Genomic DNA, 20,397 nt, shown 5'->3' with positions numbered 1-20,397 from the left:
TACACAGTGCACTGGGTTATGTATCGCCTTTTGAGTTTGAAGCAATGTACTATGATAAGATTAACCCGTTAGGTCAGGTGGCCTAACTTAAATAAAAAAGTCTCCGACAAACCCGGTACGGTTCATCGTCAAGGGTAGGTGTTACTTTAGAGATGAGAATTTTTGTATCTTCAAAAGGCTCTTGAATGGGAGGTAAAGCTTCGATGAAAGGATTACCTTTGTAAGCATGCACACCAGTGTCATGATACTCAGCATCTGTTATTAGATTATTCATGATTGGTCATCCTCGTCATCAAAAAAACCTGGAACGAATTGTGGATAACTTGATTCATCTTGCTTTGGCTTAAATGAAATAATCGTTCCTTTATCTTTAGGGTGTTTATCAGTCTTCGAGTAATTATCTGATAATTTTTCATTTTCACGAGCAGATTTTTTATTTGATTTAATTTCAGATAAACGCTGACGATTTGACACACCAGAGTTGGTCGCCATTTTTTTTGCTTCAGCAATGGTGTCACGAATAAATTGATCCAGCTCTCTACGAGCAGCTTTGCTATTATCTTTTCCAATTGCATGTAGATTTTTTTCTTGATCTTGTATTTCCCAGACTTGCCAAAATGATTTACCCGAAAATTGACGACTTTTAGTTGATAAAGAGCATTCCCAATAGATCGTACTATCATGTTTCGGAAATAAATATATCTTATCTACATTACTTGGATCATAGGCAGCTTGAAGATCCTGTGGGCGAGAGACTTCTTTACTACGATGTAGCCAACCCTCTCTAAGTATCTCTGATCCAATGTAATACAGTCCCCATAAATTGACGCCAGAAGTAGAAATGGAAACTTTCTTACGAGGTAGTATCATGATCCGAAAAGGTGTTGGTTCTACGATGCGAAGATGACCTGTGCGGTTTTGAATACCCCAATTCCATATATGTAATGGGATAGAAGGTAAATCTGGAGGGAAATCGGCCTCTCTGTCATAAGTATCCAATACATGATGCTGATTACGATAAAGTATTGTCTTTATGATCATCTTGGTAAATGCTGTAATGGGCAGAGCTGCCTCAAGGCGGTAATCACTTTCGCCATGTTTTTTAATACGGTTTCCTTTTACTACGCCAGGGGCATAGGGTTTGAATTCTGCCTGTAACGTTCCAAAGTAGCGCTCAACAATTCCTTTAGCATCCCCTCGATAAGCAGGTGCATTTTCAATACGAACATTATAACCATAGATTAAACGTTCGACTTGATGGCTCATCATTTCGCCACGGTCAGCAAGAATGGCATCCGGCAAACCTATCGTTGGCCATTGTTCTGGTTGAATATCAATCCCAAACATCTTGCATAGATCAACTTTATCACTGCAAGCATTTACAATAGCTTGCATAGCAACAACATATGATGGGTTGTGAAAGCCAATATAGAAACCAACCACCATTCTACTAAAAACATCAACCACGACATAAAGTGTGGGACGACCTAAAATCTTACTTCGGTCATCATCAGCAACTAAATAAATATCAGCAATAGTTGCATCAATTTCATAACGACTACCAGGCCCAAGCGTATTTGCTGTAGCAGTCCCGCTTAATGGTCGTATATCTTTTTGGAAACTTAATACAGGTGTTCTAGCCTCTATTCTTTGTGGAAGTTGGTATTCACGTTTGTAGAAATAGTCAAACTGTCTACGTGTCGGAATATCTGCCTGTTTTATATGTGGGTAATGTTGGACAAAAAGTTCTTCAAATTTTCGATGAGCAGATGTGATATTAATTTTTTTATCATTTAATAATTCAGACTCAGCTATTAACCGAAAGAGCCTTTCTATTTCTGGCGTGACTTTAATACCAGTCCCGTCGCCAAATTTACGCTTTGCTCCTGATTTTTTAGTGCCTGCCAAGGTTCTTGGCTTGCCTGGTGCTCCAGCATTTCTATAATCTGGTAGTAAAGCATTTGGAATTTGACCTCTTTGCCAATAGCGGCGGAGATATTTGTATATTGTAGCTTTAGTTGCGATATTTTTTTGTTCTACTAAACGAACCCGTTTAGCTCTAATTTCTTCATTAAAACAGCCTTTGTCATATATAATTGGTTCAATAATTTGATAAGCCTGAGCACGTTTTTCAAAAGCGACTGAATTTATGGGTGGTTCTATAGACTTTAGATACTCAAAAGGGTCTGAACTTCTAAATAAACGTTTTTCATCAATCCATTGTGAAAGTTGCTCTTCAAGAACTAAAGAGGGAACACCTTTGGTTTCCTCCATATTAATCCATATGATTTCTCCAGATTGAAAGAATAAAATCCGGTAGTGGCTTTCATCAAATTTAACGACTTCATTGGTTCGCCACATAAGATACCTCTAAATCAAATTCTAGGTCAGAACCTTTTAACTTTTGGAATGGTTGTTGGATATCAAATTTGATCAAACGATTTGCTATGAGTATTCTTAGATATTGTAGGGTTGTTCCAGCTGTAGTTCCTTCCTGAACATCAACCTCTTTACAAAGTTTAATGATGGAAACACTTGGTTTCTTTGAAAAATAATAAGAAATTAAATGTAGTTTGTCCCAGATATCAGGATCTATATGTTCTGTAACAAAGGGGCTTAACCATTCGAGATTTTTTCGGGCAGTTGTAGGAATATTTTGTTCAGTCACAATACTCCACGGAATTTCTTTGAGTGCCCAGTATCGACGTTCAATTTCTAGTTTTTCAATAGTCCTTTCTTTTAATAGCTCTTTTAAAGGCTTTACCTGAATTACAAATTGAGGCTTGTTCTTATTATTCGTATCAATCAGAAAATCGGAACTCATGACTTGATCTGAGCCTTGTATGCTTGGATGTCTCAAACCATGCTCTAAACAGATTTCTTTTGTGTCATCTAGATTCAAAGGGAATTGTTCCCGTATATCCTGAACAGAGCTAGACCAATCTAAAATCAAAAAAACGTACAGTTCCAAATTTGAAAGTAAATGATGAACTCTCTGCGTTTTATGAGAGTAAATACGATGAGATACCCCATGAGAAGGTACATCCTGAATAGTCAGCCATGGTTGGTAATCTTTTCCCATACCTTGTCCATGACCACTTGTTATTCTTTTGCTAATTTGTTCTTGTGTGAAAAATCTCGGTGCTCTACTCATAGAAAAACCCAGCCACTTTTTAATCAGTATAGCTGGGTTTATCAGGTTTACAACTTTAATGTCTAGTTTAGAACTATATTGTTACAGTTTAGAACTTTAATGTTTAGTTTAAAACTATATTGTCTAAGCACATTTAAATAATTGAATTTAATCAACATTATTCCACTGTTACGCTTTTTGCCAAGTTTCTAGGTTGATCGACATCAGTACCGCGCAAAACTGCCACATGATAAGACAACAACTGCACAGGAATGCTATACACAATTGGCGCAAGCAACGCGCTGACTTGCGGTACATAAACCACATGCTGACGCTCTTTATCTGCAGGAATGCCGCTGTGTTCATCTGCAAATACAAACAGCTCACCACCACGTGCCTGTACTTCTTCCATATTGGATTTCAGTTTATCCAGCATGTCATCTTGCGGTGCTAAAATCACCACAGGCATGTCATTGTCTACCAATGCCAATGGGCCGTGCTTTAATTCACCCGCAGCATAACCTTCTGCGTGAATATATGAAATTTCTTTCAGTTTCAAAGCACCTTCCAAGGCAATTGGGAATTGTGTGCCACGACCCAAGAACAAGCAGTGATTTTTCTCTACAAACAATTCAGACAAACGTAAAATTGCCGTATCATTTTGCAAAGTATCTAAAATTACTTTTGGTGTGTGCCACAAGTCTGCAATAATTTCCGCTGTTTCTGTCGCTGCAATTGCATTTTTCACCTGACCAATTTTGAGCACCAACAGCATTAATGCTGCCAACTGTGTCGTAAAGGCTTTGGTCGATGCCACACCAATTTCAGGACCTGCAAGCGTCAACAAACTATGATGGGTTTCACGCACCATAGATGAAGTCGCTACGTTACAAATGGTCATGGTGCTAATATTTAAGCCTTTTGCAGCAGCACGTTTTTGCGTGTCGCGTAAAGCAGCTAAAGTATCTGCAGTTTCACCCGATTGTGAAATGCACACATACAACGTATTATTCACAATCACTGGCGTGCGATAACGGTATTCGCTGGCAATTTCCACATGACATGGCAAGTTAATCAGCTGTTCAAACCAATATTTTGCAATCATCCCCGCATGGTAGCTGGTACCACAGGCAATAATCTGTACCTGTTGAATCTTGGCAAAATCAAGCTCAGCATCTTTCAGGAAATCTTCACGTAAAGCGTTGCCATTTAATGCTTGTGAAATGGTTTGTTGAATCGCTTCAGGTTGCTCATAAATTTCTTTGAGCATGTAGTGCTTATATTCACCCTTCGATGCATTGCTTACAGTTGCATCCAGCTCTTTTACAGGGCGTTGAACCGTTTGACCATTTACAAAAACTTCAATGCTGTGGCGGGTTAAGCGGGCAATATCACCTTCTTCCAAATACATGAAACGGTTGGTAATTGGCAATAACGCCAATTGGTCTGAACTGATAAAGTTTTCGCCAATACCGACACCAATCACCAAAGGCGAACCTTCACGTACCGTGATCAACTCATCTGGATAATCGGTATGGATAATTCCAAGTGCATAAGCACCTTTCAGTTGTGGCACGACTTGCTGTACCGCAGCCAATAAACTCGGTGCAGTTTTAAGAGCATGGTCGACCAAATGGGCAACCACTTCAGTATCCGTTTGAGAACTGAACACATAGCCTAAAGTTTCCAGCTCGTCTTTCAGTTCTTGATAATTTTCGATAATACCGTTGTGTACGACAGCAACATTGCCAGAAATATGCGGATGTGCATTGTTTTCAGTCGGTTTACCATGTGTTGCCCAACGCGTGTGCGCAATACCGAGTGAACCTGTTATTTGAGAATCTAGTACTGCTTGCTCAAGATTTGCAACTTTACCGACACGACGTTCACGTAACACTTGACCTTGGCTGATCAGTGCCAAACCTGCGGAATCGTATCCACGATATTCTAAACGTTTTAAACCTTCAATGAGGATATTGGTAATACTACGTTCTGCAACGCCACCGACAATACCGCACATAGGAAATACCTCTTATTTTTTCAATTTTTGTGGACGTTGATAATTTTCTTTAGTGAACTGTTTTGAGCGTTCTACGGCTAAACATTGTTCTGCAACATCACGGGTAATAGTCGATCCTGCCCCTACCGTTGCACCATTGGCAATGGTGACAGGTGCAACCAATGAACTATTTGAACCAATAAAGACTTGGTCACCAATAATCGTTTTAAATTTATTGGCACCATCATAATTGCAAGTAATTGTACCTGCACCAATATTGCTGCCTGCACCCACTTCGGCATCCCCTAAGTAGGTAAAGTGGTTGGCTTTGGAGCCTAAACCAATTTGACTGTTTTTCACTTCAACAAAGTTGCCAATATGCACTTCATTGGCCAATATTGTACCCGGGCGTAAACGTGAGAACGGGCCAATTTGCGCATCTTCACCTACAACCGCTTGGTCAAATACGCTATACGGCTGAACTTTAGTGCCCGCAGCAATTTTGGTGTTTTTGAGGATACAACCTGCACCAATCTCTACGCCATCACCTAGTTCGCAATTACCTTCAATAATCACGTTAATGTCAATGCGAACGTCTTTACCTGCATGGAGATTGCCACGTAAATCAAAGCGGGTCGGGTCGATTAAATGCACACCTTGTTGCATCAATTGCTTGGCTTGGAAGTTTTGGAACTCACGCTCTAAGGCAGCCAGTTGCACACGGTCATTTACGCCTTCGACTTCAAAAGCCAATTCAGGTTCCACAGAGGCAACCTCTAAGCCATCGGCAATGGCCATCGCCACAATATCGGTCAGGTAATATTCACCTTGGGCATTGTTATTGCTCAGTTGAGGTAGCCACTCGTGTAATTTGGCATTGCTGACGCAGTAAATACCCGTGTTAATTTCCTGAATTTGACGCTGGGCTTCAGACGCATCTTTATGTTCAACAATCGCTTGAATTTTACCGTTTTCACGTACAATACGACCATAACCCGTGGCATCAGCAAGGGTAAGTGTCACCAAGCCAATTTGGGTTTCACGTGAAACATCGAGTAGCTTTTGTAAAGTTTGCTCTGTAATACAAGGTACATCTCCCGATAAAATCAGTGATACACCTTCACGTGGTAAAACAGGCAAAGTCACTTTGACTGCGTGACCTGTGCCCAACTGTTCAGCTTGTTCGACCCACTGTACCTGTTCATGCGCAAACGCATTTTGCACCAAAGCACCGCCATGACCGTAAATGGTAATTATATGATCTGCTTGTAATTTTTTTGCGGTATTAATCACGTGACCCAAGAGTGGGCGTCCTGCAAGAGGTTGTAATACTTTTGGTAAATTTGAACGCATGCGCGTGCCTTTACCTGCTGCAAGAATAATCACGGTGGTAGACATGTTGAATCCTAGTGATGGCTAAACCAAAGTAAAAGATAAATAAATATAAATACATAATGCGGCCCAAAGACCCGCAATAATATCGTCCAGCATGATGCCAAAACCACCCTCGACCCGACGGTCAATCACACGTATTGGCCAAGGTTTCCACACATCAAATAGTCGGAATAGGGCAAAACCCACAATTACCCAGACCCAGCTGATTTGATTGATAAAAATCAGAGGTAAAAAGGTAATCGATTGTCCTGCAAATTCATCCCAAACAATACGACCATCATCATGTACGCCCATAACCTGTGCAGTACGTCCACAGATATATATGCCAACGAGGGACATGATGGCAATGGCAAAAAGGCTTGGAATGAAACCAAGCGCGAACCAAATGGGAATGAACAGTAGGGCAAAGGCCGAACCAAAGGTACCGGGAGCTTTGGGTAGTAGACCTGAACCGAAGCCAACACCACAGCATACAATCAGTCGGTCAGTCCAAGACATGGCTTTGAAATTAATCGCGGGTTTTTGCAAAGTGTTGGTATCCATGAAAATGAAGTGAACGATCTACGCCATTCTGTTCAAAGCTTAAGCGGTTTTGATTGTTAATTTTGCCAATAATATGAATAGGGGTATTCAGCGGTTTTTGCAAAAGCTGCTGATAATTTTGTGGGCTTATTGTAAAGCATAACTCATAGTCATCGCCACCTGCCAAGGCATATTGCCACTGCTTTTGTTGTGGTAATTCGGTTAATGCAGCATCTATAGGCAGTTGGCTGAGTTCAATACAAGCACCGACCTGAGAGGCTTTGAGAATATGCCCTAAATCTTGTGCCAAGCCATCTGAAACATCAATCATGCTTGAAGCCAGACCTTTGAGTTGTTGTCCAAGTTGACAACGTGGTGTTGGGTAGTCGAGACGTTGTTTTAAAGGATGATCGAGATGATCTAAACCAAAAGCGGCATCACCGACTTGTCCGCTGACGCAAATATAATCACCGACTTGCGCGCCTGAACGTGGAATGGCATGTCCTTGTTCAATCCAGCCTAAGGCGGTAACGGAAATGGTGAGATGCGGGCTTTGTGTGGTATCTCCACCAATTAAACTTACCCCAAATTGATCGCAACAATCATGTAAACCCTGACTAAACCCTTTGAGCCAGTCGTGATCAATTTGGGGTAGGCTCAATGCCAATAATATACTGTGTGGGGTGGCACCCATGGCGGCAATGTCAGATAAATTGACCGCAACCGATTTCCAACCAATCGCATGTGGGTTGGTATCGAGGGGGAAATGTCGTCCAGCGACTAAAGTGTCGGCACAAATGACCAATTGTTGTTGCGGCGGAGGGGTGAGCAGAGCTGAGTCATCACCGACACCTAAATCGACTGCATCGGGACGCGGTCTGTTGAAATAGGTCTCAATAATGGAAAACTCAGCCATACAACAATCGACTCAATACTTTGAATTAGTTGCTTTGTTGCTTTTCTGCTGCACGTAAGCTGTTGGCAAGACGGTCTAATACACCATTGATGTATTTGTGGCTGTCTGCACCACCAAAGTGTTTTGCCAATTCAATCGCTTCATCCAATACCACACGGTATGGAATTTCCAGATGTTGTTCTAACTCATAAGCACCTAAACGTAAGGTGGCGAGTTCAACACCATCGAGGGCTTGAATGTCACGATCAAGAACAGGCACCAGTAATGCATCCAATGCTTCATGATTGGCAACCACTTGAGTCAACAATTCATGATAATAGCCGAGATCCACTTTGTGCATGGCATTTTCCACACGGGTACGTGCTTCAATTTCATGTACTGGATTGTGGCTCATCTGCCATTCATAAATACCTTGCACAGCAAAACGACGTGCTTTACGTTTTGCTGCATAAGTTGCTTGAAGTGTTTGCGACATAGCGTTAAATAGCCTTTAACAAGTTAACCATTTCAATTGCAGTTAAGGCAGCTTCACTTCCTTTATTACCTGCTTTTGTTCCAGAGCGTTCAATTGCTTGTTCAATACTATCCGTAGTCAATACACCGTTAATCACAGGTAAGCCAGTATCTAAACCAACCACACCTAAGCCTTTGGCACATTCACCTGCAACAAAGTCAAAGTGTGGAGTGCTACCGCGAATCACTGCGCCGAGTGCAATAATGGCATCATAACCATTCGATGCAGCTAATTTTTTAGCCACAACAGGAAGTTCCCAAGCGCCTGGTGCATGAACAACGGTGATATTATCCTCTGATACGCCATGACGTTTCAATGTGTCAATTGCGCCATCAAGCAAATGCTCAACCACAAAACTATTAAAACGACCGACTAAAATCGCATAACGGCCTTCGCTAGCGAGATGTAATAAACCTTCAATACGGCGAATTGCCATAGCAACCTCGATTATTTCTCTGATGTTGGATCTGCGGTGATATATTCCACCACTTCTAAGTTAAAGCCTGATAAAGCATTGAAACGTAATGGTGAGCTGAGTAGCTTCATTTTTTCAACGCCTAAATCACGTAAAATTTGTGCACCCACGCCAATGGTTTGGTATTGCTGTGACAATGCAGCATTGGCTTTGCCTTGTTTCGGGGATTTAAGGCTGTCTAGAGCAGGGCCCAAGTCTTGCAATTGAGCTTGACCAATCCAGACCAAAACACCACGTTCACTGTTGGCAATTTCTTTTAAAGCACGGTCTAAATTCCAAGTTGCCGAACCATCTGCTTTTTTCAGCTTCAGCAAATCACGGGTTGGATTAAAACCATGCACACGTACTGTGGTAACGCCTTCTTTCGGCTCGCCTTTGACCAATGCCAAGTGAATGTCTGGGTTCCCCAGTTCACGGTAGCGATATAAGTCAAAAGTACCATATTCGGTGTCGATGCTTTGCTGATCCAAACGCTCTACAGTTTGTTCATTGGTCATGCGATAGTGGATTAAATCGGCAATAGTACCAATTTTTAACCCGTGCTTTTCAGCAAAAATTTCTAAATCTGGACGACGCGCCATCGTGCCGTCTTCATTGATGATTTCACAAATTACCGATGCAGGCTCTAAACCTGCCAAACGGGCAAGATCACAACCTGCTTCGGTATGTCCTGCACGGTGCAATACACCACCTGGCTGTGCCATGAGTGGGAAAATATGCCCAGGCTGAACAATATCGGCAGGCTTGGCATGTGCAGCGACAGCGGTTTGAATGGTATGCGCACGTTCTGCGGCAGAAATACCCGTGGTAATGCCTTCAGCAGCTTCAATCGACAAAGTAAAGTTCGTACCGTGTTGTGCACCATTGGCATCAACCATTAACGGTAGGTTTAATTGCTGGCAACGGTCACGACTTAAGGTTAAGCAAACAAGACCACGCGCGTGTGTGATCATGAAGTTGATATCTTCAGGGCGAACGTGGGTTGCGGCAATGACTAAATCACCTTCATTTTCACGATCTTCATCATCCATGAGGATGACCATTTTTCCTGCACGGATATCTGCTACAAGCTCTTCGACAGTATTGAGCGGCATCAACCTTTACCTTCTTATTTGTCTGAAACGACATTGAATGAGAGAGATGCATAGTCTAACGGTTTTTTACCTGTTTTGCCTATGCTTATCATTTTCATTGCGTGACTTATGGTTATACACAGTGTCATCAGGCTTGGAAAGAGGCGGAAATAAGGATTTACTGCGTTGCTGTAGATTGTTTAGGCCATTAAGATGAAATGCAAAATCTGTGAAAAATAAAACTGTAGAGGGCATAGGATATTATCGCCCTCATTCTCGCCTTCATTTGAACCCAATTGGGTTTTGGGAGAAGGCAAGAATCAGGGATGAGATGATTCATTAAATTCAGGTATAAGAGAATTTCTGTTTAGCGCTCACGTAAGGCTTCTTTGGCTTTGTTGAATGGTTTGATCAGATAATCCAACACCGTTTTTTCACCCGTTTTAATATCGACTGTTGCGACCATGCCCGGGGTAATATCAAACGCTTGTCCTGCTTTGTTGCTGAGTTTGTCTGAATCGGTACGGATATAAACCCTTATCTTGGGATATTTTCTATTTCATATTACATCTTGTTTTGAGCGTTTTGGTTGTAAAATAAAACTGATTAAAAAATCCACAAAATGATCAACCTTTTTGACTGAGCGCTGAAAACATAAAAAATAAACGCTTTTCTGTGATTAATTGCACAATAAATGCAAAAAAGTCATGTCTTGCATATCCTTAATTGTCTTTGTATGGTTAGAATATAACAACTGTGCCCAAGATCTCTCACGTCTGTTATGAATATATTAATCGTTGATGATCATCCGCTGTTTCGCCATGCCTTAATTCAGGCGGTTCGTTATAGCTTACCGCAAGCTCAAATTCATGAAACTGCTGCAGTTAATGAATTGTACGAACGTTTGGAAAATGGACCTGAGCCTGATCTTGTTTTATTGGACTTGAATTTACCAGGGGCATCGGGCTTTTCTGCATTGGTGCATGTGCGTGCGCAATATCCATCTATCCCAATTATTGTGGTGTCCGCTCACGAAGAAGCATCGATTATTCAACGTTCAATTGCGCATGGGGCGATGGGTTATATCCCAAAATCGGCACATCCGAGCCATATTGGTGAAGCAATTCGTCAAGTTTTAGAAGGTGAGATTTGGTTGCCGCCAAACTTGGCTGCGAATGTTAACTTTGACCCTCGCGCTGCAGATGAAACAGCTTTGGCTGAACGTATTCAGTCTTTAACACCACAGCAATTCCGTGTATTGATGATGGTGGCAGAAGGTTTGTTGAATAAGCAAATTGCCTATGAATTAGATGTTTCTGAAGCGACGATTAAAGCGCATGTGACCGCAATTTTCCGTAAATTGGGTGTGCAAAATCGTACTCAGGCGGTATTGGCAATCAATGCGTTAAATATTGAAGAAAAGAAAATGTAAGATGTGACTGATCTGTAAAAGATGAGTTTAAAACCGCTGTGTTGATCTGGAAGATTGAGCAGTGGTTTTTTATTGGGTGTTTGGTTGATAATGACCTTTTTAGAAAGCTAATTCACTTTAGGATGTGACATTTGGCGTTCAGGTTGTTGATGTGCTTAAAAACCTAAAAGGAATATTGTCTTATGTCTTTAGCTGTATGGCCTGAAACATATTCAGGCTGTCATGTCGATAAAACCGATAAAAATCGACATGAGAGAGTTGTCATGTCGATGACATAAACATATTTAGGTTGTCATGTTGATAAAATGAGTAAAAATCAACATGAGCTGAATAGCATATCAGTTTAATGATAGGCGACATGCCTCTTTTGAGATTCTTAGGCTTTGATTGTATCTGTACCCATAAATCCAATCGTGTGAAGTTGTCCTCAGCGAGAAAACCCGCCACTAATAAGAAATACATAGAAGGACGAATATATTTTAATAGTAATAGATGAATGGTGATTTGAATAAATCATACCTAAGTGAGTAGGGGGCTTCCCCCTATATGGGTTCAACTTTTAGAATTCACGATAACCAAGCCCGCCAGCCGTGATATGTGCTAGATTTCGATCATAGGTAATTATTTGGCTTTCTTTTCCGATGGTTTTATTTTTCTGACTTGAGCATCTGTAAGCATTGCAATGATTCCACAGAATTGGGGGTATAGTTTTGGGGGTAATTTATTATACCCCTAGTTATAACCCCAACTAGATCAAGCTTGCAATAGATAAAGTGGATTGCATTAAACATAAAAAAGGCCTAAACCCTTTAGATTCAAGCTTTTTAAGATCACATGAGACTTCATGAGAATAATGTTTGGCGGTGAAAGAGGGATTCGAACCCTCGATACGCTATTAACGTATACACACTTTCCAGGCGTGCTCCTTCAGCCACTCGGACACTTCACCATAGGCGGTGGATAATAACCAAAAAATAGTACAAAGCCAAGTTGAAACATTTGATTTAGAGAAAAACTTTCAGCGTAGTGCTATGATTCTCAAAAATACCGTCTAAATCGAAGACACCTATGCAAAGTACTGCAAAAAAAGCAGCCTTACCCGTCATTACCTTGGCTGCGCTCGGCGTCGTATTTGGGGATATCGGAACCAGCCCCCTGTACGCCTTCCGACAAACTTTTTTAACGGCCCATCTTGCAATTACTCAAGCCAGTGTATTGGGAATTTTATCCCTGATTTTCTGGTGCATGATGCTCACCATCAGCTTCAAATACGTCACTATCATTATGCGTGCCGATAACAATGGCGAAGGCGGGATCATGTCATTATTGGCATTGAACCTGCGCACCACCCGCATTGCCGAAGACAAAAAAATCTTTCTGATCGCACTTGGCTTTATTGGCGCATCCCTGTTCTTTGGCGATGGTATTATCACCCCCGCTATTTCAGTATTGTCGGCTATCGAAGGGCTAAGTATTGCCACGCCTATTTTTAATCAATGGCTCGTACCGCTCTCAATTGGTATTTTGGCAGGACTGTTCATTGTGCAGCGTCATGGTACAGGTACGATGGGCAAATTTTTTGGACCACTGACTTTGCTGTGGTTTTTAGCCATTGGCGGTGCGGGGCTGCTCAGTATCATCCAAACTCCATTTGTATTGGCCATGGTCAGTCCACACTGGGCGTTTAACTTTGTAGTAGAGCAACCCTTTGTTGCATTTCTCACCATGGGCGCCGTAATTTTGACCATGACGGGTGGCGAAGCACTCTATGCCGATATGGGACATTTTGGGCGGATGCCCATTCGCCTCGCGTGGTTTTTAATTGTCTTACCTTGTTTGTTATTGAATTACGCGGGACAAGGCGCATTACTGCTACGCAACCCTGCAGCAATTGAAAATCCGTTTTATATGTTGGTGCCTGAATGGGGCTTATACCCGATGATTGGTTTAGCTACGGCTGCGGCAGTGATCGCTTCTCAAGCGGTGATCACAGGGGTATTTTCAATGGTTAATCAGGCCATTCAATTGCGTTATTTGCCTCGCCTGACGGTACGCCACACGTCCGATGTCGAACGTGGTCAAATCTATTTGCCATTCATTAACTGGGCCTTATTTATTTCGGTGCTTATCTTAATTTTATTATTTGAAAATAGTGCCAGACTTGCCAGTGCTTATGGCGTGGCAGTGACCATGACCATGCTGTGTGGCACGATTTTAATTTCAGTGCTGGCCTATGGTTTTTGGCGTTGGCCGATGTGGAAAGTTGCCCTTTTTGCAGTGCCATTTTTAACCCTAGATTTAATTTTTGTGGCTTCGACCTCGCTCAAAATTGTGTCAGGGGGATGGGTGCCAATTTTAATTGGCGCCATCATGTATACCATTTTAATGACGTGGAAAGATGGTCGTGCATTGGTTTTCAATCGTTTGGAAAAAGATGCCTTGCCGATAGACCTATTCATTCACAGTATTAGTATGGGCAATGAAACCAAATTTGTCCCTGGCGATGCGATTTTCTTGACAGGTACGCCTAACATTGTGCCACATGCCATGTTGCATAATATTAAGCACAACAAGGTCTTACATGAACGCAATATCATGGTAACGGTCATCACGCGTGATATTCCATTTGTGGCGCAGCAAGATCGGATTCAAGTCGAAAAACTGGATGATCGTTTTTATCGGATTGCCATGTATTACGGTTTTAAAGATCAGCCAAATATTCCAAATGCCTTGAAACAAGCCTATGAACAGCTTGAGTTTGAATTCGATATGATGCAAATGAGCTTCTTTATTTCGCGTGATCGAATTATGCATACGGTGGGCGATGGCATGTCACCGTGGCGTGAAAAACTGTTTATTTCAATGCAGCGCAATACCAGTCCTGTGAGTGATTTCTATCAAATTCCAACCAACCGTGTGGTGGAATTGGGTAGTCAAATCGAAATTTAAAAACTGCTCAATAGATTTTAAAAAACCAGCATTATAAAGTGCTGGTTTTTTATTTTTAGCTCAAGATTGGTCTTAAACAGATCTTATTGTTCCGTATCACTTGGTTGTAGATGGCTTAAATCTATATCGTTTACATCTGCGCCCTGTGCCGCAGGTGCTGTGGTTTCAAGCCGTTCAGTCGTGGGCAGATTGACTGCTGCTTGTTCAGATGCAGCAGGGTTTTGTGGTGCAGCATTTAGCGCTTCTGCGGTGACATCCACATCATCGCCAGCATTTACAGGTAAATCGGCTGAAGATGACAATAATGGCGCAGAGGTGGCTTGTATGTGTTGTTCGCTCACTTGCTCTGCCTGCGCTGCGTGTTGCAGTTCGGATTCAGTCCCGACAGGCATCGTCATCGGTACATTGTCTTGAGCCAGATTGGCTTGTTCGGCTGAAATTTGGTTTGCAGGCTGTTGCGCTATATTTTCTGCTGGACTTGTTAAGTTTGTATCTGTACTCGGTACAATGCGTATCTGACCATTGGCGATTAATTCTTGTAGTGAGCCTGCTTGCCCATTAATCGTGGTGCTTATTTTGACTTTAGATAAACTTTCTAAAGTATCACCTGCTTGAATGGGTGGTTCGGCAAAGGCAGAAATGCTGATACTGCTACCAACCAAAGCACAAGCAAAAAGATGAAAACGCATGTATTTCTCCATCAAAAATCGCAAAAATAAAGTTAAAACCAATTTAAATCGTCAATGACATCCAGCTAGAGCAGCGCAATGCGCTTGGGTGTCGCTGAGCGATGTCTTTAAGGTGTATTTAGCTTGGCAGATTCGCTAAAACGGATGCAATCAAATCTACCAAACTTGATCTAGACTGATGTCAAAAGTGCTTAAAACTCAGGCTGTGTATGGCTTTTGTGGTGTTATGGCGCGGGTTTTGTTTAATTGTTAGACGAACAAGAGGTGCTTCATATACAAGCTGTGAGTGGATTGTTAAGCTCGGGCAAACTCTGCGGATTTAGAGCGAAGTCACAGTAACGGTTATGGCAAGAAAACGGCGCAATTCCAACAACATTTGGACTCAAATTTTCAATCAAAACAGCTTGAAAGTGCTACTCGGTGTAGTGGCAACAGGGAGTTTTGTGATTGCTTTTGGTCAAGAAAAAATTAGCCAGTGGACTTCACTGGTGCCGAGTTCAGGAAATAGTGCTTGCCTAACCCAGTTCTATCGAGAAACGCCGCCCTATTTACTGAAAAATAGCCTGCAAAAAGACAGCTATCCGCTGTGTTTTAATGACTTTAATGTGATGTATTCAGGGGTATCCAAAACCCCGTTATGGGTGGCAGAAGCCTTAACACCAGCGCGTTTGAGTCAGCGGATTCCACGTGAAGATAACTTTCACGAAGAACCGCGCGTCAAAGCCGAGCATCGTGCGACTTTGCTGGATTATCGTGGTTCGGGTTATGACCGTGGACACATGGCACCGAATGCCGACATGACCAACTTGGCAGCCCAGTTTGACAGTTTTTCTTTGGCAAATATGGTGCCGCAAGCCCCTAAAAATAATCAGCAGGTCTGGCGTGAACTTGAAGAAGCCACCCGAGCGGTGGTGACTAAGCAAAAGCAAGATGTGTATGTGATTACGGGGCCAAGTTTTAATGCCAAGCGTCTAAAAACCATTGGGCAGGGCGTTATTGTGCCGACTGCGGTGTATAAAGCTGTGTATATGCCCAAAACAGGCGCGATAGGGGCTTATTACGCGCCCAATAACGACTCGTTACAGGTGCAAGTGGTGAGTGTCTGCTATTTAGAAGAACAGTTGGGCATTAATTTATTCCCACAATTAAGTGAAGAACAAAAGCGCAATACCTATAAATTGCCTTTGACTGCAAATGCTGTAAAAGCCAATACACCGATTGCCTACTCACATTGGGATGCAGAAAGCCAGTGCGCAGAAGATGTATCTGCTGAGCAATTACAAGCCTTGCAAACCGAATTTAAACGCTCAGGCAGTAGTCCTGCATCGGGTGCTAGCATTGATGCAGATACCCAAGATGCAATTGTGAAGCAATTGATTGAAGCTTTATTGCAATATATTTTACAGTTGTTGAAATCTTAAACTGGGTTAAGATGATGGATATTGCATCCTTCATGCTAAGGTGAATTCAATGTTTAAACCGTTTCAAAATGGGACTGAATCACATGCGATTCATGACTTAACCTTAGAAAATGATTTAGATTGCATCAATGTGTATGGCAATTTGCAAATCAGCAAAGATCAGGCGGGTTTACAGGCAGCCAAAGCACTACAGGCTTTTTTGAATGAAGTTGTTGCAACTTTGGAGCAGACTCCGAATCTGCCTGAAAAGTTAGATCGTCCCGAAGCGGGTGAAATTGAAAATCCATTTTTATAATGGATGCCATCTCAAGATATTAAATCTACTTTAATCTGCTCATCTAAGCCATTAAAAAGCCCGCTCAAACGCTTGAACGGGCTTTGTTGTTTTGTGTGTTTTTAGATAAATCCCAGACATCTTGAAAAGCTGTGGATTTAAAGTTTTGAAGATCAGTCTTCAGCTTTTGCCATAGCGCGATACAGCACCGCACCAATCACCGCACCAATCACCGCACCAATCACCGCACCTACAATCGGTGCAACCCAGAAAGCCCAAAGCTGGCTGAGTGCTGCAGTTTCAGCAAAGAACGCCACACCTGTACTACGTGCAGGGTTCACGGAAGTATTGGTTACAGGAATACTGATCAGATGGATTAAGGTCAGTGCCAAACCAATTGCAATTGGAGCAAAACCTGCAGGTGCACGTTTGGCGGTTGCACCCATAATCACCATCAAAAAGCCAGCAGTGAGTACCACTTCAATCAATAATACTGAACTGAGGGCATATTTTCCTGGAGATAAATCACCATAACCGTTGGTCGCGAAACCGCCTGTGCCTGCAAAACCTGCCTGACCCTGTACAATCAGATACAACACCAGTGCGGCCAGAGTCGCACCAATAATTTGTGAAATAATATACGGTGCGAGTTCTTTGGCTTCAAAACGTCCACCTGCCCACAAACCAATACTGACTGCAGGGTTAAATTGACCACCTGAAATGTGCCCAAGTGCATAGGCCGCGGTTAATACGGTCAGACCGAACGCGAGGGATACCCCCACAAAACCAATGCCCAATTCAGGAAAAGCTGCAGCCAATACCGCACCACCACAACCACCAAATACCAGCTAGAATGTGCCAGCCAGTTCTGCGAAATACTTATTCAATTTGATTCTCCAGTGCTTATTTTTTGAGTTAATTAATCAAACTTCAATTAAATTAATCGCATTTTAGATCGATATTGTGATGAATTTAACACAAATTAAAGTAAAAAGAAGCAATCATGAAGCACGTTGCATCCGCCATTGTTGTGGTGTGTGCTGCGTCCATTGTTTAAACGCACGCTGAAAGGCACTTTGTTCTGAATAACCCAGCAATAGCGCAATTTCTTGCAGACTTAAATGTGGGTCTTGTAAATATTGTTCTGCCAATAAACAGCGTACTTCCTGCATGCGTTTTTGGTAGGTCGTGCCTTGCTGTTGCAAATGACGTTGCAACTGACGTACAGAAATATGTAATTGCTGAGCAATATGTTCAATTTGATACATATTTTTTTGCAGCCCCGTCAAAATGGCTTGCTGTAAACGCTGATCGGTTTGGGTGCTATTCGGTAGCTTTTCCAGTAAGGCTTGCGCCTGTTGCAACAATAAATGCTGTAAGGTTTGATCGCCCTGATGAAAAGGTTTTGCCAGTTCGGAAACAGGCAACAACACTTGGGTAATTGGCTGAGAAAAGCGCACTTTACAATGAAAATACTGCTCATACAGTGCAATATTTTTGGGTGCAGGATGATGAAAATGTACTTCGTGCAGGCAAATATCTTCAAACTGCATAAAGTGCTTCAAAAATTCCATCATTAAAGCAATGGCAATTTCATCGGTTAATTGTGTGGTCATGTGCACGGGCAATTCTGACCAACGAATGGATAAATAATCGTTTTGTGCTTCGACTTGCAACGGGCCACCATCGTAAATCAAGCGATGAAAATCGTGGTAACGCTGTAATGCTTCACCCAGATGATCACAAGACAAGGCTAAATACGCAATGATGCCTAAATGTTTGGGCTGCACGTATTTGGCAATTTCCAAACCCAAAGCAGGTTGTGGTAATTGTTGCTCCAAAGTGCTGAGCAAGTCACGCCAGAGGGCATAATCAAAACGTTCCAGATTTTGAATCTGATGTAATTTTTCTGGAATGGGCAGCTTTTTTGCTTGGTAATAGCACATCAATAAATGCCCTAAGCCACCATAGATCGAGCCCGTATACTCTTTGAATTGTTGCATGTGTTATCGGTTTATTTTTGTCGTCATTTGTCAATGATATTGATTTTTTTGGTCAAGATCTAGTCAATCTCACATGCCTATAGTGAACATCAGAGTCAAGATGTCCTGTGTTTAAGGAGTGATTTATAGAAAATAATTATATTGACACATATAGTCAAACATATACAATTTAGGTATTAAATTTTAAAAAAACTTGCAATGAAATACTTGACTGAAAGCTTAAAGAAAGTAGAGTAAGACCTTGCTTATTTTGTATCCCCTGAAAATAAAGATGGGTTTATTAAGGAATTTGCATCATGGGTCTATGGTGAGTGGTCAAAGAATGATTTCTATGAAACCGATATTGTAGATTTAGGCTATGATTGTTCTTCGTACCCTGAAAAAACAAATCAATCACTCTCCGATAAATGCCCCACCTATGCTGATTTTATTAATGCAAATACAGGCTTTTCTGAATGTACTCACGTTTCAGGACAAGGTATGCGCTGTCAAGAATATGAGGAAAAATTATTAGAGATTTTTGGTGATGCTTGCGCTAAAAAACTAGATGATTTAGTAGAGCCATATCAACTAGAAGTGCCTGAAAAATACAAAAAATTTGCAGAAAATATTAGTGAACTAATTTTCCTTGAAGTTGTTGATCATCATGAGGATTCAGAACTTTATGAGGTTTGTGACGATATTTTATTAAAATATAATCAGCTAGGAGTCGCATCATCCCCTTATACATGCCCTATCTGTGGATGGGATGAAGACAATGATCTAGCCATATATTGTGATGAATCCATATTTAAAGACTATACACTTGAGGATTTCAAGAAGTTAGCGGAGATTGATTAATGTATTCTCCTGCTAAATTCGGTGAAATGATTGGGAAGTCGGTTAAAACTCTACAAAGATGGGATGCCGAAGGTATTTTGGTTGCATGTCGAAATCCTAAAAATCGCAGATACTACACGCACGATCAATACCTTGAATATATCGGTATAAAAGCAACGGAAGCTAAATCATCAGTAATTGTTTATTCAAGGGTATCTAGTGTTGCTCAAAAGCCCGATTTAGCTAATCAGGTGTCAGCTTTAGAAACTTTTTGTACTGTAAATGGCTATGCTGTTGATGATTGGGTGTCAGAGGTTGGAAGTGGTTTGAATTATAAAAGAAAGAAATTCAATCAGCTTTTTCTTGATATTGAAATGGGTAAAGTTTCAATGCTTGTCATCGCTCACAAAGACCGTTTGGTGCGTTTTGGTTTTGAGTGGTTTGAATCTTTTGCTGAAAGACATGGTTGTAAAGTTATTATTATGAATCAAGAATCTCTTTCCCCAACGGAAGAAGTAACACAAGACTTGTTAGCGATTATTCATTGTTTTTCCTCTCGACTTTACGGATTAAGAAAATACAAAGAAAAAGTTAAAGAATTAGTGAACATCAAGGAATAACTTTTGAAACTAACACGCATCCACCATTGTAAAAACTTGAATGTGCAAAAGTACAAACAGCTTGAGAAACAAGCTGTTTTACTTGGTCGTATTCGTAGCGAGGTGTGGGCTAAATATGGTGCTATTTCAGGTTTGAATATCAGTGACAGAGCTATTCGTGATG

The 20,397-nt window shown here is 41.5% G+C and carries 19 protein-coding genes, 1 tRNA gene and 1 pseudogene; 6 read left to right on the top strand and 15 right to left on the bottom strand.

Annotation, left to right across the window (positions count from 1 at the left end; translation table 11 throughout):
• Positions 1 to 82 precede the first annotated feature (82 nt).
• From FTV41_RS12650 to FTV41_RS12600, 11 genes and pseudogenes are all read right to left on the bottom strand, one after another.
• Positions 83 to 274 (bottom strand): hypothetical protein, encoded by a 192-nt coding sequence (locus FTV41_RS12650; RefSeq protein WP_218945192.1) that lies wholly within the window; start codon positions 272 to 274, stop codon positions 83 to 85.
• The gene (locus FTV41_RS12645) at positions 271 to 2,361 is read right to left on the bottom strand and encodes a DDE-type integrase/transposase/recombinase (protein WP_000269331.1); all 2,091 of its coding nucleotides are present in this window, start codon (positions 2,359 to 2,361) and stop codon (positions 271 to 273) included. Before FTV41_RS12645 ends, FTV41_RS12650 begins: the two co-directional genes overlap by 4 nt.
• Positions 2,345 to 3,154, bottom strand: coding sequence for a heteromeric transposase endonuclease subunit TnsA (locus FTV41_RS12640; protein WP_000085286.1), 810 nt, complete (start codon positions 3,152 to 3,154; stop codon positions 2,345 to 2,347). The genes FTV41_RS12645 and FTV41_RS12640 overlap by 17 nt, the downstream gene beginning before the upstream one ends.
• A 157-nt stretch (positions 3,155 to 3,311) precedes the next feature.
• Entirely contained in the window at positions 3,312 to 5,153 is a 1,842-nt protein-coding gene (glmS, locus tag FTV41_RS12635; RefSeq protein ID WP_179996649.1) for a glutamine--fructose-6-phosphate transaminase (isomerizing), read from the bottom strand.
• 12 nt (positions 5,154 to 5,165) lie between these two features.
• Positions 5,166 to 6,530, bottom strand: coding sequence for a bifunctional UDP-N-acetylglucosamine diphosphorylase/glucosamine-1-phosphate N-acetyltransferase GlmU (gene glmU, locus FTV41_RS12630; RefSeq protein WP_179996648.1), 1,365 nt, complete (start codon positions 6,528 to 6,530; stop codon positions 5,166 to 5,168).
• An 18-nt stretch (positions 6,531 to 6,548) separates the two neighbouring features.
• On the bottom strand, positions 6,549 to 7,070 hold the full coding sequence (locus tag FTV41_RS12625; RefSeq protein WP_096902633.1) for a phosphatidylglycerophosphatase A: 522 nt from the start codon (positions 7,068 to 7,070) through the stop codon (positions 6,549 to 6,551).
• Positions 7,036 to 7,965 (bottom strand): thiamine-phosphate kinase, encoded by a 930-nt coding sequence (thiL, locus tag FTV41_RS12620; protein WP_004974348.1) that lies wholly within the window; start codon positions 7,963 to 7,965, stop codon positions 7,036 to 7,038. The genes FTV41_RS12625 and thiL overlap by 35 nt, the downstream gene beginning before the upstream one ends.
• A gap of 25 nt (positions 7,966 to 7,990) precedes the next feature.
• Positions 7,991 to 8,440, bottom strand: coding sequence for a transcription antitermination factor NusB (nusB, locus tag FTV41_RS12615; protein ID WP_004974349.1), 450 nt, complete (start codon positions 8,438 to 8,440; stop codon positions 7,991 to 7,993).
• A gap of 4 nt (positions 8,441 to 8,444) precedes the next feature.
• A complete protein-coding gene (gene ribE / locus FTV41_RS12610; RefSeq protein ID WP_004974350.1) occupies positions 8,445 to 8,915 on the bottom strand; it encodes a 6,7-dimethyl-8-ribityllumazine synthase in 471 nt (156 codons plus the stop codon).
• Positions 8,916 to 8,926: 11 nt separating this feature from the next.
• On the bottom strand, positions 8,927 to 10,048 hold the full coding sequence (gene ribBA, locus FTV41_RS12605) for a bifunctional 3,4-dihydroxy-2-butanone-4-phosphate synthase/GTP cyclohydrolase II (protein WP_096902634.1): 1,122 nt from the start codon (positions 10,046 to 10,048) through the stop codon (positions 8,927 to 8,929).
• A 346-nt stretch (positions 10,049 to 10,394) separates the two neighbouring features.
• A pseudogene (locus FTV41_RS12600) lies at positions 10,395 to 10,565 on the bottom strand (secretion protein HlyD); the annotation flags it as partial.
• 243 nt (positions 10,566 to 10,808) lie between these two features.
• Here FTV41_RS12600 and FTV41_RS12595 point away from each other — a divergent pair.
• Positions 10,809 to 11,459 (top strand): response regulator transcription factor, encoded by a 651-nt coding sequence (locus FTV41_RS12595; protein WP_004974358.1) that lies wholly within the window; start codon positions 10,809 to 10,811, stop codon positions 11,457 to 11,459.
• An 858-nt stretch (positions 11,460 to 12,317) separates the two neighbouring features.
• Here the strand turns inward: FTV41_RS12595 and FTV41_RS12590 are convergent.
• Positions 12,318 to 12,408 (bottom strand) — tRNA-Ser (locus tag FTV41_RS12590).
• A 119-nt stretch (positions 12,409 to 12,527) separates the two neighbouring features.
• Between FTV41_RS12590 and FTV41_RS12585 the strand changes: the two genes are divergently transcribed.
• Positions 12,528 to 14,408 carry a potassium transporter Kup gene (locus tag FTV41_RS12585; protein ID WP_179996647.1) on the top strand — a complete coding sequence of 627 codons (1,881 nt, stop codon included), beginning with the start codon at positions 12,528 to 12,530 and terminating at the stop codon, positions 14,406 to 14,408.
• Between the two features lie 83 nt (positions 14,409 to 14,491).
• Here FTV41_RS12585 and FTV41_RS12580 read toward each other — a convergent pair whose 3' ends face one another.
• Positions 14,492 to 15,097: a hypothetical protein gene (locus tag FTV41_RS12580; RefSeq protein ID WP_004974369.1), complete on the bottom strand. Its 606-nt coding sequence runs from the start codon at positions 15,095 to 15,097 to the stop codon at positions 14,492 to 14,494.
• Between the two features lie 344 nt (positions 15,098 to 15,441).
• Here FTV41_RS12580 and FTV41_RS12575 point away from each other — a divergent pair, with 344 nt between their 5' ends.
• Both FTV41_RS12575 and FTV41_RS12570 read left to right on the top strand, forming a co-directional pair.
• Positions 15,442 to 16,518: a DNA/RNA non-specific endonuclease gene (locus FTV41_RS12575; RefSeq protein ID WP_004974371.1), complete on the top strand. Its 1,077-nt coding sequence runs from the start codon at positions 15,442 to 15,444 to the stop codon at positions 16,516 to 16,518.
• A gap of 49 nt (positions 16,519 to 16,567) precedes the next feature.
• Complete coding sequence (locus FTV41_RS12570; protein ID WP_004974374.1) at positions 16,568 to 16,813, top strand: hypothetical protein; 246 nt, start codon at positions 16,568 to 16,570, stop codon at positions 16,811 to 16,813.
• Between the two features lie 152 nt (positions 16,814 to 16,965).
• On the opposite strand, the gene aqpZ is transcribed toward FTV41_RS12570, so the two are convergent.
• Positions 16,966 to 17,640, bottom strand: a complete 675-nt coding sequence (gene aqpZ, locus FTV41_RS12565; protein ID WP_179996650.1) for an aquaporin Z — start codon at positions 17,638 to 17,640, stop codon at positions 16,966 to 16,968.
• A 153-nt stretch (positions 17,641 to 17,793) separates the two neighbouring features.
• A complete protein-coding gene (locus tag FTV41_RS12560) occupies positions 17,794 to 18,795 on the bottom strand; it encodes an AraC family transcriptional regulator (RefSeq protein ID WP_179996646.1) in 1,002 nt (333 codons plus the stop codon).
• Positions 18,796 to 19,275: 480 nt separating this feature from the next.
• Between FTV41_RS12560 and FTV41_RS15215 the strand changes: the two genes are divergently transcribed.
• Positions 19,276 to 19,635: a hypothetical protein gene (locus FTV41_RS15215; protein ID WP_257221958.1), complete on the top strand. Its 360-nt coding sequence runs from the start codon at positions 19,276 to 19,278 to the stop codon at positions 19,633 to 19,635.
• Positions 19,635 to 20,234 (top strand): IS607 family transposase, encoded by a 600-nt coding sequence (locus FTV41_RS12550; RefSeq protein ID WP_016659757.1) that lies wholly within the window; start codon positions 19,635 to 19,637, stop codon positions 20,232 to 20,234. The genes FTV41_RS15215 and FTV41_RS12550 overlap by 1 nt, the downstream gene beginning before the upstream one ends.
• Positions 20,235 to 20,397: the final 163 nt, after the last annotated feature.

Source organism: Acinetobacter sp. YH16051, from assembly GCF_013417135.1.
Taxonomy (GTDB): Bacteria; Pseudomonadota; Gammaproteobacteria; order Pseudomonadales; family Moraxellaceae; genus Acinetobacter; species Acinetobacter towneri.
Note: the sequence above shows the minus strand (reverse complement) of the source record. Positions and strands in the feature narration are given on the sequence as shown.